Source organism: Kribbella lupini, assembly GCF_039529595.1.
Lineage (GTDB): Bacteria > Actinomycetota > Actinomycetes > Propionibacteriales > Kribbellaceae > Kribbella > Kribbella lupini.
Window position 1 is genome coordinate 1,478,207 of sequence record NZ_BAAANC010000002.1, and the last position, 14,810, is coordinate 1,493,016.

Below are 14,810 nucleotides of genomic sequence, written 5' to 3' on the forward strand. Positions count from 1 at the left end.
CCCCTGTGAGGTAAGGAGCCCGCAATGAAGCATCTCCGCCTGCCCGTGGTGCTGGCAGCGAGCGCACTGGCGCTGACGTCCTGCGCGGGCGTCGGGAACAAGGACGACTCCGGGGGCAGTGACACCGGGTCCGCCGAGACCACGCCGTCCGGCACGCTGAACGTGATGGGCTTCAGCGGCGAGGACGAGGTCGCCCAGTCCCGCATCGCGGCGTACAAGGCGGCCTATCCGGGCGTCACGGTGAAGAACAACAAGGGCGACTTCGACGCCCAGCAGTTCCTCACCGCGGTGTCGAGCGGGAACCCGCCGGACCTCGTCTACATGGCCCGCAACCTGATCGGCACCTACGCCGCCAAGGGCGCCGTCCAACCGCTGGACGACTGCATCGCGAGCAATGAAATCGATACCAGCCAGTACCGCGAGGCCGCGCTGAACGAGGTCAAGCTCAAGGACAAGACCTACGGCATCCCGGAGTTCTACACGGTCACCGCGAACCTGATCAACGGCAAGGCCCTGAAGTCGGCCGGCGTCCAGACCGCCGACATCCAGACCACCGACTGGGACAAGCTGGAGCAGACCACGAAGAAGCTCTACAAGGCCAAGGGCGGCCGCCCGGCCCGGATCGGCTTCGACCCGCGGATGCCGGACTTCTTCCCGCTCTGGGCGATGAACAACGGCGCCGAGCTGGTCAAGCCCGGCGGCGAACCGAACCTGAACGACCCGAAGGCCGTCGAGGCCCTCACCTACGCGATCAAGCTGGTCCAGGACCAGGGCGGCTGGTCGAACTTCAAGACCTTCCGCGACACCTTCGACATCTTCGGCGAGAAGAACCAGTTCACTCAAGACCAGCTCGGCGTGATGCCGATCGAGAACTGGTACGTCAACGTGCTGCTGGACGCCCGCAAGAACGGCCTGGAGCTGGCCTCCACCCCGTTCACCGACCGGCAGGGTCAGCCGATCAGCACCCTCGGCGGTTCGGCCTGGGCGATCCCGAAGGGCGCGAAGAACTTCGACGCCGCCTGCAAGTGGGCCAAGACGATGACGTCGGTGGAGACCTGGAACAAGGCGGCCGAGGCGCGGATGCAGACCGTGACCAAGGACAAGAGCTTCTTCACCGGGCTGTTCACCGGCAACAAGGTGGCCGACGAGGAGATCAAGGCCAAGTACCTCAAGCCGTCCGGCGACGCCGGCTTCGACCAGGCGATCAACAACTACTACTCCGTCCTGGACAAGGCCAAGTCGCTGAACCCGTCCCCGGCCGGCGCCGAGATCGACGCGGCCTGGAAGAACGCGGTCGGCAAGGCCCTCGGCGGAACGGCGACTCCGCAGGCGGCGCTCGACCAGGCCCAGACCGAGGCGAAGGCCGCCTTCGACAAGGCGAGCCAGGGCTGATCCGATGACGGCGACGATCGAGCAGGTCGCGACGGACGGGGCGGCCGAGCCCGTCCGGCGCGGCCGTCGTCCGCGACGCAGCCCGCTGGCCCGCCAGGAGGACCGGGCGGGCTGGGCCTTCGTCTCGCCCTGGGTGATCGGGTTCCTGATCTTCACCGCCGGTCCGATGATCGCCAGCCTGGTGCTGTCGTTCACCGACTACCAGATGATCCAGGCCCCGAAGGCGGTCGGCCTGGAGAACTACCGCGAGCTGTTCGACGACCCACGGGTGCTGAAGTCGCTGAGCAACACGTTCGTGTACGCCGCGCTGTTCGTCCCGCTCGGGACGGTCTTCGCGCTGGTGCTGGCGATGATGCTGATGCGCGTCGGCAAGGCCGGCGGCTTCTTCCGGACCGCGTTCTACCTGCCCGAGATGACGCCCGCGGTCGCCGCCGGCGCGATGTTCCTGCTGCTGCTGAACGGCCAGCAGGGCCTGGTGAACAAGGTGCTCGGCTGGGTCGGGATCAACGGACCGAACTGGACCACCGACCCGAACTGGCTGAAACCGTCGTTGGCCGTCGTCAGCCTGTGGACGCTCGGCGGCACGGTCGTGATCTACCTGGCCGCGCTCAACGGCGTACCGAAGCAGCTGTACGAAGCGGCCGACCTGGACGGCGCCGGACCGCTGACGAAGTTCTTCCGGATCACCGTGCCGATGATCTCCGGGGCGCTGTTCTTCACCGTGATCACCAACACGATCGCGGCGATGCAGATGTTCGACCAGGCCTACACGATGTTCTACGGGCCGCAGCAGAAGGCGTCGGCCTCGGAGGAGTCGCTGGTCTACATGGTCTACCTGTTCCAGAACGCCTTCCAGTTCTTCAAGATGGGCTTCGCCTCGGCGATGGCCTGGCTGCTGTTCGTGATCATCCTGCTGATCACCTTCCTGCAGTTCCGGATCGGCAACCGCTACGTCTACTACCACGGGGAGCGGTGATGGCGACGACGACAGCGCCCGCCCCGGGCGTGCTCGCGAGATTCCCCTGGAAGCGGCTGCCGTTCCTGGTCTTCCTGGTGCTGGCCACGTTCGCGTTCGTGTACCCGCTGGTCTGGCTGGTCAGCGCGTCACTGAAGCCACGGTCGCAGGTCTTCGACAACCGGCTGATCCCGGAGGTCTTCCAGCCGGACAACTACGCGCGGGTCTTCGACACCGCACCGGTGATGCGCTGGCTGGTGAACTCGCTGACGGTCGGCTTCATGGCGGCCGCGGCCGTCACCTTGTCGAGCGCGCTGGTCGCGTTCGGGTTCGCCTACTTCCGCTTCCGCGGCCGCAACGTGCTGTTCGGCATCCTGCTGTCGACGATGATGCTGCCCGGCGCGGTGACGATGATCCCGGTCTACCTGATCTGGAACAAGCTCGGCATGATCGACACCCAGATCCCGCTGTGGGCGCAGAACCTGTTCGGCTCGGCGTTCTACGTGTTCCTGCTGCGGCAGTTCTTCCTCGGCATCCCGCGGGAACTGTTCGAGGCCGCTCGGGTGGACGGGTGCGGGTACCTCGGGATGTTCCGCCGGATCGCGTTCCCGCTGTGCAAACCCGCGCTGGTGATCGTCTTCGTCTTCGAGTTCAAGGCCAGCTGGTCGGACCTGATGAAACCGCTGATCTACCTGCAGACACCGGACTACTTCACGATGCCGCGCGGCCTGAAGTCGATCATCGACGCGTTCGCGCTGTCCGGGCACTACGAGTGGGAGATCGCGATCGCGGCCAGCGTGATCGCGGTGGTCCCGATGATCGTGCTGTTCGCCTTCGGCCAGCGCTACATCCTCGACGGCGTGGCCACCACCGCGCAGAAGGGCTGACCGCGCGCCATGTCCGATCCTTTCGTGCACACCTCTTCGGCAGCCGCTCCTTCCGTGCTCGCGCTGGACGTGGGCGGGACCAAGCTCGCCGCCGGGGTGGTCCGGGCCGACGGCACCGTGCAGTCGTTCCGCACCATCGAGACCGCCGTGCACGAGGGTCCCGACGCGGCCGTCAGCCGGCTGCTGGATCTCGGCGAGAAGGCCATGGCCGAAGCGGGGCACCCCGAGGTCGTTGCCGTAGGCATCGGCTGCGGCGGGCCTCTGGATCCGGCGACCGGTGTGATCCTCGGCCCACCCGGCCTCCCCGGCTGGGACGAGGTCCCCCTGGGCAGGCTGGTGACCGAGCGCCTCGGCCTCCCGGCGTACGTCGAGAACGACGCGAGCGCGGCGGCACTGGCCGAGCACCGCTGGGGCGGCTGGGGCGTCCGCAGCCTGGTCTACCTCACCGTCTCCACCGGCTTCGGCGGCGGCGTCGTCATCAACGGCGAACTCTTCCAAGGCGCCGCCGGCCAAGGCGGCGAACTCGGCCACGTAGTAGTCGACTGGCAAGGCCGCCCCTGCGGCTGCGGCGCCCAAGGCTGCGCCGAGGCGTACGTCTCCGGCACCTCCATAGCCCGCCGAGCCCAAGAAGCTCTTGGCCAAAGAACTTCTTCTTTGACCTCCGTGACGGAGCTGACGGCGCGGGACGTCGCCGAGCATGCTCGGGCTGGGGATGAGCTGGCGGTGGCTGTCTGGGATGAGACGACCGCGATGCTCGGGCGGATGGTGGCGGTGATCATCAACGTCTGCGAGCCGGACCTGGTGGTGCTGGGGGGTGGGGTGACCCGCGCCGGCGATCAGCTGCTGGTTCCTGTGCGTGAGGCCGCGCTCCGGCAGGCGATGCCGCCGGCGGCGAAGGCTTGCGACGTCGTACTGAGTCGTCATGGCGACCGGTCCGGCGTGCTCGGGGCGGCGGCTATTGCGTTCCACCGCATCTCGACCGACAACACCCAGGAAGGCGACGCATGACCGAGCTTCAGGTCGAACGGCTGCTGCATACGCAGCTGGACCGGCACGCCGAGGTGACCACCGCGATGCGCGACTGCCTGCCGCAGGTGCAGGCCGTCGCCGACGAACTCATCCGCCGGCTCGCGGCCGGCGGTGTGCTGTACACGTACGGCAACGGCGGCTCCGCGGCCGACGCCCAGCACCTGGTCGGCGAGCTGATCGGCCGGTACCTGCGCGAACGACGCCCGCTCCCCGCGGTGGCCCTCGTCGGCGACGCGGCCGTCACCAGCTGCGTCGCGAACGACTACTCGTACGACGACGTCTTCTCCCGCCAGATCGAGGCACTGGCCCGGCCGCTCGACATGGTGGTGGGTTTCAGCACGTCGGGCACTTCCCCTACGGTAGTAAAGGGTCTGGCTGCCGCGCGGGCGAAGGGTGCCTGCTCGGTGGCGTTCACCTCGAGCCGCGGCGGCGAGCTGGCGGCGTCCGCCGACCTGGCGGTCGTCGTACCGGCCGAGGAGACGGCCAGGATCCAGGAGATGCACGTGCTCGCCCTGCACCTGATCAGTGAGCTGGTCGACCGTTGGGCAGTCGGCACCGATCCGGACCCGGCCGACTGACCTCACCACACCAACACACCGGAAGGGCAGCAGGCGAGGCAGTCTGCTGCCCTTACCCCTGACCTTCGTGGACAACGTTGTCCACACCGGCGTACCCCAGAATCTGTTCCAGGCCCGGCCCAGCAGCGTGACCGGTGCCCCAACCGTGGAGTGTCCATGACCCGTGGCCCCCTGCACATGATCGGCAACGCCCACATCGACGCGGTGTGGCTCTGGCAGTGGCAGGAGGGGTACCAGGAGGTCCGCGCGACCTTCCGCTCCGCCCTGGACCGGATGGACGAGTACCCCGACTACGTCTTCACCGCCGACTCGGTCGCCTACTTCAGCTGGATCGCCGAGCACGACCCCGGCCTGTTCGACCGGATCCGCAAGCGGGTCGCCGAGGGCCGGTTCGAGATCGTCGGCGGCTGGTGGGTCGAGCCGGACTGCAACCTGCCCGGCGGCGAGGCCTTCGTCCGGCACGCGCTCTACTCGCAGCGCTGGCTGGCCGAGCACCTCGGCGTGATCGCAACCGTCGGCTGCAACGTCGACCCGTTCGGGCACAACGCGACGCTGCCGCAGCTGCTGAGCAAGTCCCGCCTCGACTCGTACGCGTTCCTCCGGCCGCAGGCCCACGAGCGCGAACTGCCCGGCCAGAAGTTCTGGTGGGAGTCGATGGACGGCTCCCGCGTGCTGGCCTACCGGATCCCGCACGAGTACTGCTCGCCCGGCGGCGAGATCTCCGGCCACGTGACCAAGGCGCTGCAGCAGCTCCCGGTCACCACCGAGCCGCTGATGGTGTTCTACGGCGTCGGCAACCACGGCGGCGGCCCGACGATCGAGAACATCGAGTCGATCAAGCAGCTGGCCGAGCGTGACCTGTTCCCGACGATGTTCCCGTCCACGATGCGGCGGTTCTTCGACGAGGCCCGGCGGTTCGACGACATCCCCGTCCACGGAACCGAGCTGCAGCCGCACGCGATCGGCTGCTACGCGGCGCACTCGGAGGTGAAGCGGCAGAACCGGCTGGCCGAGCAGCTGCTGCTCGCCGCCGAGAAGTGGACCACCGTCGCCGGCGTCCTCAGCGGCACACCGGATGCCACCACCGAGCTCGGGCACGCCTGGAAGCAGGTGCTGTTCAACCAGTTCCACGACATCGCGGCCGGTACGGCGATCGAACCGGCGTACGACGACGCCCGCGACCAGCTCGGCGAGGCCAAGTCGATCGCGGCCCGGCTGGCGAACCGGTCGATCCAGTCGATCGCCCGGCAGATCGACGTACCGGCCGAGCCGATGATGGTGCCGGTCGCGGTGTTCAACCCGCACCCGTGGCCGGTGACCGCGACGGTCGAGCTCGAGCTCGGGTACCCGGCGCCGTTGCGCGGCGCGATCTTGGTGAGCGAGGGCCTGGCCGGTCGTTCGCTGCCGATGCAGGAGATTCGCTCGGCGGCCACCGCGAACGGCCGGCGACGGGTCGCGTTCGTCGCCGAGCTGCCGGCGTTGGGCTACCAGCTCTACACGATGCGCCCCGGCGACTCGTCGTACCACGTGGGTACGCCGGTCCGCGACGACTTCGTCCTGGACAACGGCGTCGTCCGGGCAGAGATCGACCCGAAGACGGGCTGGCTGAAGTCGCTGGCGGTCGACGACGGCGCGAACCTGGTGCCCGGCCGCAAGAAGCAGGTCCCGCACGCGCAGGTCATCGACGACGACACCGACACCTGGAGCCACGGCGTCCGCTCGCTGTGGAAGACGACGGGCGCGTTCGAGGTGACGCGGGTCCGGCGGCTGGCGGACGGGCCGGTCCGGCAGATCGTCCGCGTCGAGTCGGCGTACGAGCGCTCGACGCTGATCGAGGAGTACGTGCTGGACGCGGGCGCGGACGCCGTCGAGGTGCGGGTCACGATCGACTGGCGCGAGCAGCTCAAGACGCTCAAGCTGTGCTTCCCGTTCGCGATCGACGCCGCCGAGGCGACGCACGAGATCCCGTACGGGCACCTGGTGCGCGAACCGAACCGTGAAGAGGTGCCGTCGCACGCGTGGGTCGACGTCTCCGGGCCGGGCGGTGGTGTGGCGCTGCTCAACGACGGCAAGTACTCGTTCGCCGTGGACGGCTCGGTCGACGGCCGACCGGTGCTGGCGATGACCTGCGTGCGCTCGCCGGTCTACGCGTGGCACGACCCCCGGCAGCTGGACGACGACGGGGTCTACGAGTACCTCGACCAGGGCATTCAGAAGTTCCGGTACCGCCTGCAGCCGCACGCAGGCGACTGGCGTGCAGCCGGCGTCGTACGCCAGGCCGCAGTACTGAACCAGCCGGTCACCCCGCTCATCGAGTGCTTCCACCGTGGCCCCCTTCCAGAGCAGCAGTCCTTCGTCAACGTGGACGGCCCTGGCGCCGACCAGGTCGTCCTGTCCGTCCTCAAGAAAGACGAGGACGACAACGGCGCCGTCGTACTCCGCGCCTACGAAACCACCGGCCACGAGGCCGAGGTCACCATCAACCTCCCCTTCCTCAACCGCACGGTCCAAACCACCTTCCGCCCCGGCGAAATCAAAACCCTCGTCCTAGGCCCCACCGCCGACACCCCAGCCACCGAGGTCGACCTCCTCGAGTGGGACCCGACGAAGCCCCCACCGGGCGTCATCCGCTGAACCACCCGGCACGCCCCGCCCGGTCTCATCCACCGTGCGGGGCACTGCCGGGCAGCATCCACCACCTGCAGCACCCGCAGATGCGCTCCACCAAGCAACAGCCCACGGATCCACCCGCGGCGTGAGGTACATCCGCCGAGCACCCGCTGCCACGCACGGTCCACCAACCCGCCGGCACAACCCGCGGAGCAACAGCCGACGAACCCGCCAAGCGACACCAGACGCCCTTGGCGGGCGGCTCCTCGTCCGCAGGCGTGTGGCTGCTCACCGCCTGCCTCTGGCCCAGCGGGCGACACAGCAGGGCCGTGCGCGTCAGCGGCGGGGCGTCCTGTTGCTCACGCCATGGCGGCCCTCCACGGGCGCGCAGTGCGGTGGACTATTTCGGCGATCTCGGCGAGGCGGGTGCGGCAGCGATCGGCGAGGACGGGGATGTAGTCCTCGACCTCGAGGGCTGGGGTCCACAGGGCTCGGCCGGCTAGGCAGCCGGAGGCGCCGCCGCTGCAGGCTAGTTCGACCGCTCGGGGGAAGTCGTCGCGTGCTACGCCGTTGGAGAGGACCACCCACGGGACCGGCAGGATGTCGGTGATCCGTTCGCAGGTCTTCACGATCGCCGCCGGATCACCAACGCCTCGGCTTGGCACCTGCGCCTTGTAGAGATTGGGTCTGAGTGGGCCGAGCGCCTCGGCTGCGGCGACGATTGCCTCGTCCAGGTCGAAGTCGTCCTCCCCCGGCGCAGGCTGCACGACCGGTTCGAGCACCGACAGCAGTCCCGCCGTACGGCTCACGTCGACGAACTCCCGCGCCAGCTCGAGCCGTCGCGCCTCCTCGCCGTCGCGCTTCCAGATCACCAGCAGCTTCAGCGCGACGACTCCGCGCGCCTTCTCCGCGGCGAGGTTCGCGAGCACGTCCCGGTCGAGGAACGTGTCCGTGACCGGCCCGCCACGCTCTTGCACCAACGCGTCGACCGCCAGGATCAACCCAGGCTCGGCCGGCGCGTCGTACCCGGTGTCGATCAGGAACCCGGACGCCAACGGCGCCAGCTGCTCGGCCACCGCCGCCTTGAACGCCGTGATCGCCGCCGCGTCGTCCGGCCGCCCGTGTTCGGCGAGCATCGTGCGCAGGCTCTCGCGTTGATCCATGGCGACCATCGCGAAAGTCCCGTCCTGGTAGGCCAAATCCCGCAGCGTCGTGTTCATCGGTCTCCCTCCACCGCGATCATCCGACCGCTGTGACCACCTTATGGAATCGATCCCAGTAGAAACCATCCCAAGTCCTGGAGAGTGCATCAAGAATGCCGACTGAGTTCCCCTTCAGGGCCTCCGATCGACGCCCACTGACCACCTCCGCGGCCATCAACGCCGCGCCCTCGGCCGCGACCGCTTCCCCTGCCACCACAGCGAATCCGCGTCCACCACCGGCCAGCGCCTTGCGCCGCATCCAACCCTCCAACCGCGTCGGCCCACCGAATGCGATCGTGTCCCGCCACTCGATCCCGAGCAACCGCGTCTGCGCCTCCGCCATCCACCGGGCGTGGAAACTCAGCCCGTCCACCAACGCCCGCAGCTCCTCCCCCGGGTCATCAACGACCGAGCGCACGTCGTACGTCGGCGTCGAATCCGGACGAGGAGCCTGCCGCCCGTTCGGGTACGGCGCGATCACCCGCTCGCTCGGCGGTCCGACCTCTCGCAAGGCTTCGCCGAGCCACGCATAGTCACGCCCGAGAAACGCAAGCCGCTCGTCGATCAGACCGCCCGCGGCACCATGACCGGAAACGGCAGTGGCGAGCCGCCCGTCGGCGTACCAGCCGACGCTGATCCCCTGCCGGCGCAGCTCATCGTCGATCACGAGCCCCGCGCTCGGCGTGATGATCGCCTCCGACGTGCCGAGCGAGTCGGCAACTTGCCCGGGTTCGCGCACCCCGGCCGCCCACGCGCCGACGAGGTGGTCATGACCACACAGGACCACCGGGATGCCCGCGGGGAGCGGACCGTCGATGGTGTGCGCCGTGACCGTCATCGGCTCAGCGATCTCGGGGAGCCGATCGAGACCGCCCCAGCCGACCAACTCGTCGTCCCAGGTCCGGCGGCGAAGATCCAGTACGCCGTACCGCTGCGCATGAGTGAGATGCGTCGCGTACCGGCCGGTCAGCGCGGCGAGAATCAGGTCAGGCGCCCCAGCCCAGATCCGGGTGTGATCCAGTACGTCGGACGTGTCGGCGAGCCAGCGCCAGGTGGTGAGCGGGAGCTTGGGACTGACGCGAAGTCCCGTCCGCGCGTAGAACCTCTGCGGGCCGAGCTCCCGGCTCAGAAGTTGAGCCTGGTCGATACCCGGCTGGTCCCGCCAGCTGATCAGGCCCGTCAGCGGCTGGAGATCGGCGCCGAGCGGAACGCCCGTCTCGGCCATCCCAGCGATGCCGACGCCGTCGATCCGCTGACCGTCCGAGACCTGCTCGATCAGCCGGCTCACCTCCGCCGTGAGCACCGCCGGATCGCGCGGAGTCGGGACCCCGAGCGAGCGGCCTTGAGGGATCAGGCAGACTTTGGTGTTGGTGGTTCCGACATCCACTCCCAGGAACGTCACCTTCAGGACCCTAGACCGGTTGATGCGATAGCGTCCTGATCCCCGAAGCTAGGAAAGTGTCCATGGGCGAGAGCTCCTCCAAGATCATCGTCGTCGTCCCGACCTACAACGAGCGGGAGAACCTGCCGGAGCTGGCCAAGCTGCTGGCCGACCTCGACCTGCCCGGGTTGCAGATGCTGGTCGTCGACGACAACTCCCCCGACGGCACCGGCGACGTCGCCGACGAGCTGGCCAAGGCCACGCCGGAGCAGGTCGGCGTGCTGCACCGGACCGCCAAGGACGGGCTGGGCCGCGCGTACATCGCCGGCATCACCCGGGCGCTCGAGGAGAACGCCGAGATCGTGATCCAGATGGACGCGGACCTGTCCCACCCGGCGTCGGTGCTGCCGACGATGGTGGAGACGCTGCGGACCACGGACGCGGGCCTGGTGATCGGGTCGCGGTACGTGCCCGGCGGTTCGGCCGCGGCCGAGTGGGCCTGGCACCGGCGGCTGCTGTCGGCGTGGGCGAACTTCTACGTGAACGCGATCCTGCGGCTGCACGTCAAGGACGCCACCGCCGGGTTCAAGGCGTGGAAGGCCGACACGCTGCGCGCGATCGACGTCAGCTCGATCCAGAGCAACGGGTACTCGTTCCAGGTCGAGATGAACACCCGCGCGGTCCGTCGCGGCTTCCGGATCGCCGAGGTGCCGATCCGCTTCGAGGAGCGCACCCACGGCGCGTCGAAGATGAGCCTCAAGGTCCAGCTCGAGTCGGCGCTGATGCCGTGGAAGCTGCTGTTCAAGCGCTCCTGACCTGCGGCGGTTGACTGCCGGTACGTCGTACGGCGTACCGGCTTTCGTGCTGCCCGTTATCCGTACCCGAGCTCGTGCAGCCGGGCGTCGTCGATGCCGAAGTGGTGCGCGATCTCGTGCACGACCGTGATGTTCACCTCGTCGACCACGTCCTCGACGGTCTCGCAGATCGCCAGCGTCGGGTTGCGGTAGATCGTGATCCGGTCCGGCAGCACCCCGCCGTACCAGTTGCCCCGCTCGGTCAGCGGGATGCCCTCGTAGATTCCGAGCAGCTCCGGGTCGCTCGGCGGCGCGTCGTCCTCGACGAAGACCGCGACGTTGTCGATCAGGCCGGCCAGCTCGGGCGGCACCTCGTCCAGCGCCTCGGACACCAGCACCTCGAAATCCGCCCGGCTCATCTCGATCACGAGCCCAGCGTAGTGAGGCGCACCACACGCCGTACTTCCGTCGCGCTCCGGGCGACAGGTTCCTGCCATGCCGGATTCCGCCAGCCCGATACCTCGTAACCGGCGTTACGACCTGCGGATACTGACGGCCATCCGGTCGCGTCCTGGCGGCCGAACCGTCCCCTGGAGATCCCGTATGAGAATGCGTTTCCTGACCTCGACGGTGGCGACCGCCGCCGTCCTGGCCGGCTTCACCGCCGTGCCCGCGCTGGCCGCACCCACGGCCGCCGCCCCGGCCCCTGCCTTCACCGGGCTCGCCTCGCCGATCGCGGTGGAGCTCGCCGCGAAGCTGCCCGAGATGCGCAAGGTCGCCGCGGACGTCCAGGCCCGGCTCGGCCTCGAGGAGGACCCGGTACGGGAGCGCATCCTGGACGTGATCGACCCGACCGACTACGAGTGCTCCACGGCCACCCCGCCGGTCGTCGCCGCGATCACCGCCGACTTCGCGAGCCTGACGCTGGACCAGAAGCTGGCGTCGGCGTACGTGCTGCTGTTCGACCTGGTGATGAAGGACGCGGTCTACTTCCCGCAGCCGGCCGGCAAGTCCACGTACGGCGCGCAGGGGACGTACACGAAGCAGGCGACCGACACGTTCGCCGGGCTGCGCAAGTTCTGGGACATCAAGTCGAACGACATCCAGCTCGTGCCCGCGCACGGCCGGATGCTGCTCGACACGGCGCGGGTGACCCGGGTGTTCACGACGCTGTACGGGCAGCCGCTCGACCTGTCGGAGAACACCGCGAACTTCATCAAGGCGCAGGTCACCAGCACCCCGCTGCTGAAGAACGGCGACTTCCCGGCGTACACGTTCAACGCGTACGCGTTCTCCACCGAGGGCGAACCGGTGCCGGGGATCGGGAACGTGCCGGACAAGATCGTGATGGGCGACGGCGTCCTCGACGGGTTCGGGCTGGTCGGGCTCGGTGACGTCACCCCGCAGGCGATCCTGGCGCACGAGTTCGGGCACCATATCCAGTACGAGGACGGGCTGTTCGACTCGACGCTGCCGGCGCCGGAGGCGACCCGTCGTACGGAACTGATGGCGGACTCGTTCAGCGCGTACTTCCTGACCCACGTGCGCGGCGAGCGGATGAACTTCAAGCGCGTCCAGCTGTTCACCGCGATGTTCGCCCAGATCGGCGACTGCGGCTTCGACGCTCCCGGGCACCACGGGACGCCTAACCAGCGCGTGAGGGCGGCCCTGTGGGGCTACGGGGTCTCTCAGGCGATGTGGCCGCGTTCGCTGGTGCTGCCGTCGCGGGTGTTCGCCTGGCTGTTCGAGAAGCAACTGCCGCTGCTGGTGGCGCCCGATGCTCCCTCGGACTCGGCTGTGCTGGCAGCCGCCCGGCAGGCGGCAGCCACGGTCAGCTGATCTCAGGTGGCAGCCTCGGTCACCTGACCGCCCGCCTCAGCCCACTCTTCTCCCCTTCTGTTTCCCCGATCGGCTGCCTGGACTCTGGGGGCAGAGTCCAGGCAGCCACCCCCTCCGGCCAGTGCCCCGGCCGGACCTACGGTTCGGCCCGCCGGCGACCCCGCCCGGCCCCTTTCCCCCGTCACCCGGGCTCCTCCCCGGCGGGCCGAACCCCTTGGCAACAACTCGTTTTGGACCTTCGCCCAGACTCCTCTATGCTTACGGCTGTCCCTGGAGCTTCGGCTCCCGCGGGTCCGAGTCCCCATCGTCTAGTGGCCTAGGACGCTGCCCTTTCAAGGCGGTAACGCGGGTTCGAATCCCGTTGGGGATACGGTCGAAAGGCCGATTAATTGAACAGCTTGAAGATGGTGTACCATCGTCGAGCATCCTGGCCCAGTAGCGCAGTTGGTTAGCGTGCCGCCCTGTCACGGCGGAGGTCGCGGGTTCGAGTCCCGTCTGGGTCGCCAGGAGAAGGCGGCGGATGTCCAAACATCCGCCGCCGCCTTTTCTCCCCGGTCAGGTAGCTCAGCTGGTAGAGCGTCCGCCTGAAAAGCGGAAGGTCGGCGGTTCGAGACCGCCCCTGACCACACTTCTCACCTGCGGTTTCTCAATCTGAGAACCGCCAACCTCCCGCAAAAGACCGCAACGTGTACCGCAACGCCTACCCGGCGACGAGTTCCGCGAGCTGGTCGAGCGCCTTCCGCTGATCCTCCAGCGAGGCATGCGCGTAGATCGCCATCGTCACCTGCACGTCCGCGTGCCCGACGATCGCCTGCACGATGTGCGGCGGCACCTTGAGCCGTGGGAGCAAGGTCACACAGCTGTACCGGAGATCGTGGAAGCGCATCTCCCCTAGGCCAGCCTCGACCCGCAACGGGTACCAAGTCCGCCGCAGGTTGTCCGGCTCGATCGGCGTACCGATCTCGGTCGTGAACACGTAGCCGGTATCAACCCACTTCTCACCGGCCAACAGTCGTTCCTTGGCCTGCTGCCGTTTGTGGACCATCAGCACGTCCAAGCACAGCTCGATCAACGGCACCGTTCGGCGGGACTTCCGCGTCTTCGGAGTGACGGCCTGAAGCGCACCATCAACCCGCTGCAGCGTGCGCCGGATCTCGACGGTCTTTTCGACCCAATCGATGTCATCCCACTTCAGCCCGAGCAGCTCGCCGCGCCGCAATCCCATGAACAGCGCCAGCACGAACAGCGCGTACAGCCGCGTCTCTTTGGCTGCCTTCAGCAACAGCCGAGCTTGTTCCTCGGTTGCTCCCCGGTTGGTGTCGTACTGCGCACCTTCCACCTGGACCAGCTTGGCCACATTGCGCTGTAGAACCTCTTCGCGGACAGCCGCCTGCAGAGCATTCCGCAGCACCGCGTGGATCTGCTGAACGAGCCGATCCGACGGACCCCGTTCGCAGCACCTGCCGACTGCGCAGCACCTCGCCTGGTCGCCGCGCCGCTCGTCGTACCCATGCCGGCAGCACAGGCACATGTTCCGAATCCGCTTCTTGAACAGCCGGACATCAGCACCGGTCAGCTTGTGCAGCTTCTTCCGTCCCAGCTCGGGAATGAGATGCACCCTCGCCACCAGCTCGTAGCCCTGATGAGTCTTCGGCTTCCGCGCAGGCTTCACGATGTGCTCAAGCCAGTACTCCAAGAACGTCGACACCAGCCAGTTGTTCGCCTCGGCCGGGATCCCCTTGTCGGACTTCGACTGCAGATCCGGAGCTTGCGCACCGTCTCGTCTCGGTCCTTGCTCGACACCTCTCGCCGGGCGTACGTGCCATCGGATTGCAGCACGTACGCCGCGCCGTACCAGCGCTTCTTGCTCTCGCGCCAGTAGATCGATCCGTCACCGTTTGCGGCCCTCATGCTGCGGTCTCCTCTTCCAGAAGCTGAATCGCTTCCTCCAGTGCCGAGACCCGGACAAGACGACGAGAGCCGATCTTGACGGTCTTCAGCTTCCTGCTACGGATCAGGTCGTAAAGCGTCGAGCGATGGATGCCGAGCCTCGCGGCGGCGTCTTCGGTGGTGATCAACAAGCGGTCCTCAGCGGCAATCCGGATCGTTGTCATGGAAGGCGTGACTCCGTTCTGTCCAGGCG

At 68.1% G+C, this 14,810-nt stretch carries 13 protein-coding genes and 3 tRNA genes; 11 read left to right on the plus strand and 5 right to left on the minus strand.

Going from position 1 to position 14,810, the window contains the following annotated elements:
- Window positions 1–24: 24 nt before the first annotated feature.
- The 6 genes from ABD235_RS20365 to ABD235_RS20390 all read left to right on the plus strand — a co-directional run bounded on the left by ABD235_RS20365 (window position 25) and on the right by ABD235_RS20390 (window position 7,475).
- Entirely contained in the window at window positions 25–1,392 is a 1,368-nt protein-coding gene (locus ABD235_RS20365) for an ABC transporter substrate-binding protein (protein ID WP_344176296.1), read from the plus strand.
- Window positions 1,393–1,396: 4 nt separating this feature from the next.
- Entirely contained in the window at window positions 1,397–2,368 is a 972-nt protein-coding gene (locus ABD235_RS20370; RefSeq protein ID WP_344176298.1) for a carbohydrate ABC transporter permease, read from the plus strand.
- Entirely contained in the window at window positions 2,368–3,234 is an 867-nt protein-coding gene (locus ABD235_RS20375; RefSeq protein WP_344176300.1) for a carbohydrate ABC transporter permease, read from the plus strand. The genes ABD235_RS20370 and ABD235_RS20375 overlap by 1 nt, the downstream gene beginning before the upstream one ends.
- Before the next feature lie 9 nt (window positions 3,235–3,243).
- Window positions 3,244–4,242, plus strand: coding sequence for an ROK family protein (locus ABD235_RS20380; protein WP_344176301.1), 999 nt, complete (start codon window positions 3,244–3,246; stop codon window positions 4,240–4,242).
- Complete coding sequence (locus tag ABD235_RS20385; protein WP_344176302.1) at window positions 4,239–4,841, plus strand: D-sedoheptulose-7-phosphate isomerase; 603 nt, start codon at window positions 4,239–4,241, stop codon at window positions 4,839–4,841. The genes ABD235_RS20380 and ABD235_RS20385 overlap by 4 nt, the downstream gene beginning before the upstream one ends.
- 156 nt (window positions 4,842–4,997) lie before the next feature.
- On the plus strand, window positions 4,998–7,475 hold the full coding sequence (locus tag ABD235_RS20390) for an alpha-mannosidase (RefSeq protein WP_344176304.1): 2,478 nt from the start codon (window positions 4,998–5,000) through the stop codon (window positions 7,473–7,475).
- A 335-nt stretch (window positions 7,476–7,810) separates the two neighbouring features.
- Here the strand turns inward: ABD235_RS20390 and ABD235_RS20395 are convergent, their stop codons facing one another.
- The gene (locus ABD235_RS20395; protein WP_344176306.1) at window positions 7,811–8,671 is read right to left on the minus strand and encodes an aldolase; all 861 of its coding nucleotides are present in this window, start codon (window positions 8,669–8,671) and stop codon (window positions 7,811–7,813) included.
- Window positions 8,672–8,690: 19 nt separating this feature from the next.
- On the minus strand, window positions 8,691–10,055 hold the full coding sequence (locus ABD235_RS20400) for an FGGY-family carbohydrate kinase (protein WP_344176308.1): 1,365 nt from the start codon (window positions 10,053–10,055) through the stop codon (window positions 8,691–8,693).
- Window positions 10,056–10,117: 62 nt separating this feature from the next.
- On the opposite strand from ABD235_RS20400, the gene ABD235_RS20405 reads away from it, so the two are divergent.
- Window positions 10,118–10,849 (plus strand): polyprenol monophosphomannose synthase, encoded by a 732-nt coding sequence (locus tag ABD235_RS20405; RefSeq protein ID WP_344176310.1) that lies wholly within the window; start codon window positions 10,118–10,120, stop codon window positions 10,847–10,849.
- A gap of 56 nt (window positions 10,850–10,905) precedes the next feature.
- Here ABD235_RS20405 and ABD235_RS20410 read toward each other — a convergent pair whose 3' ends face one another.
- Complete coding sequence (locus ABD235_RS20410) at window positions 10,906–11,256, minus strand: metallopeptidase family protein (protein WP_425553155.1); 351 nt, start codon at window positions 11,254–11,256, stop codon at window positions 10,906–10,908.
- A 175-nt stretch (window positions 11,257–11,431) separates the two neighbouring features.
- Here ABD235_RS20410 and ABD235_RS20415 point away from each other — a divergent pair, with 175 nt between their 5' ends.
- The 4 genes from ABD235_RS20415 (at window position 11,432) to ABD235_RS20430 (ending at window position 13,293) form a co-directional block, all read left to right on the plus strand.
- Window positions 11,432–12,667 carry a neutral zinc metallopeptidase gene (locus ABD235_RS20415; protein ID WP_344176312.1) on the plus strand — a complete coding sequence of 412 codons (1,236 nt, stop codon included), beginning with the start codon at window positions 11,432–11,434 and terminating at the stop codon, window positions 12,665–12,667.
- A gap of 297 nt (window positions 12,668–12,964) precedes the next feature.
- A tRNA-Glu gene (locus ABD235_RS20420) sits at window positions 12,965–13,037 on the plus strand.
- A gap of 59 nt (window positions 13,038–13,096) precedes the next feature.
- A tRNA-Asp gene (locus ABD235_RS20425) sits at window positions 13,097–13,173 on the plus strand.
- Between the two features lie 47 nt (window positions 13,174–13,220).
- Window positions 13,221–13,293, plus strand: a tRNA-Phe gene (locus tag ABD235_RS20430).
- A gap of 74 nt (window positions 13,294–13,367) precedes the next feature.
- On the opposite strand, the gene ABD235_RS20435 is transcribed toward ABD235_RS20430, so the two are convergent.
- A complete protein-coding gene (locus ABD235_RS20435) occupies window positions 13,368–14,375 on the minus strand; it encodes a tyrosine-type recombinase/integrase (RefSeq protein WP_344176314.1) in 1,008 nt (335 codons plus the stop codon).
- Between the two features lie 199 nt (window positions 14,376–14,574).
- Window positions 14,575–14,781 (minus strand): helix-turn-helix domain-containing protein, encoded by a 207-nt coding sequence (locus tag ABD235_RS20440; protein WP_344176315.1) that lies wholly within the window; start codon window positions 14,779–14,781, stop codon window positions 14,575–14,577.
- Window positions 14,782–14,810 lie beyond the last annotated feature (29 nt).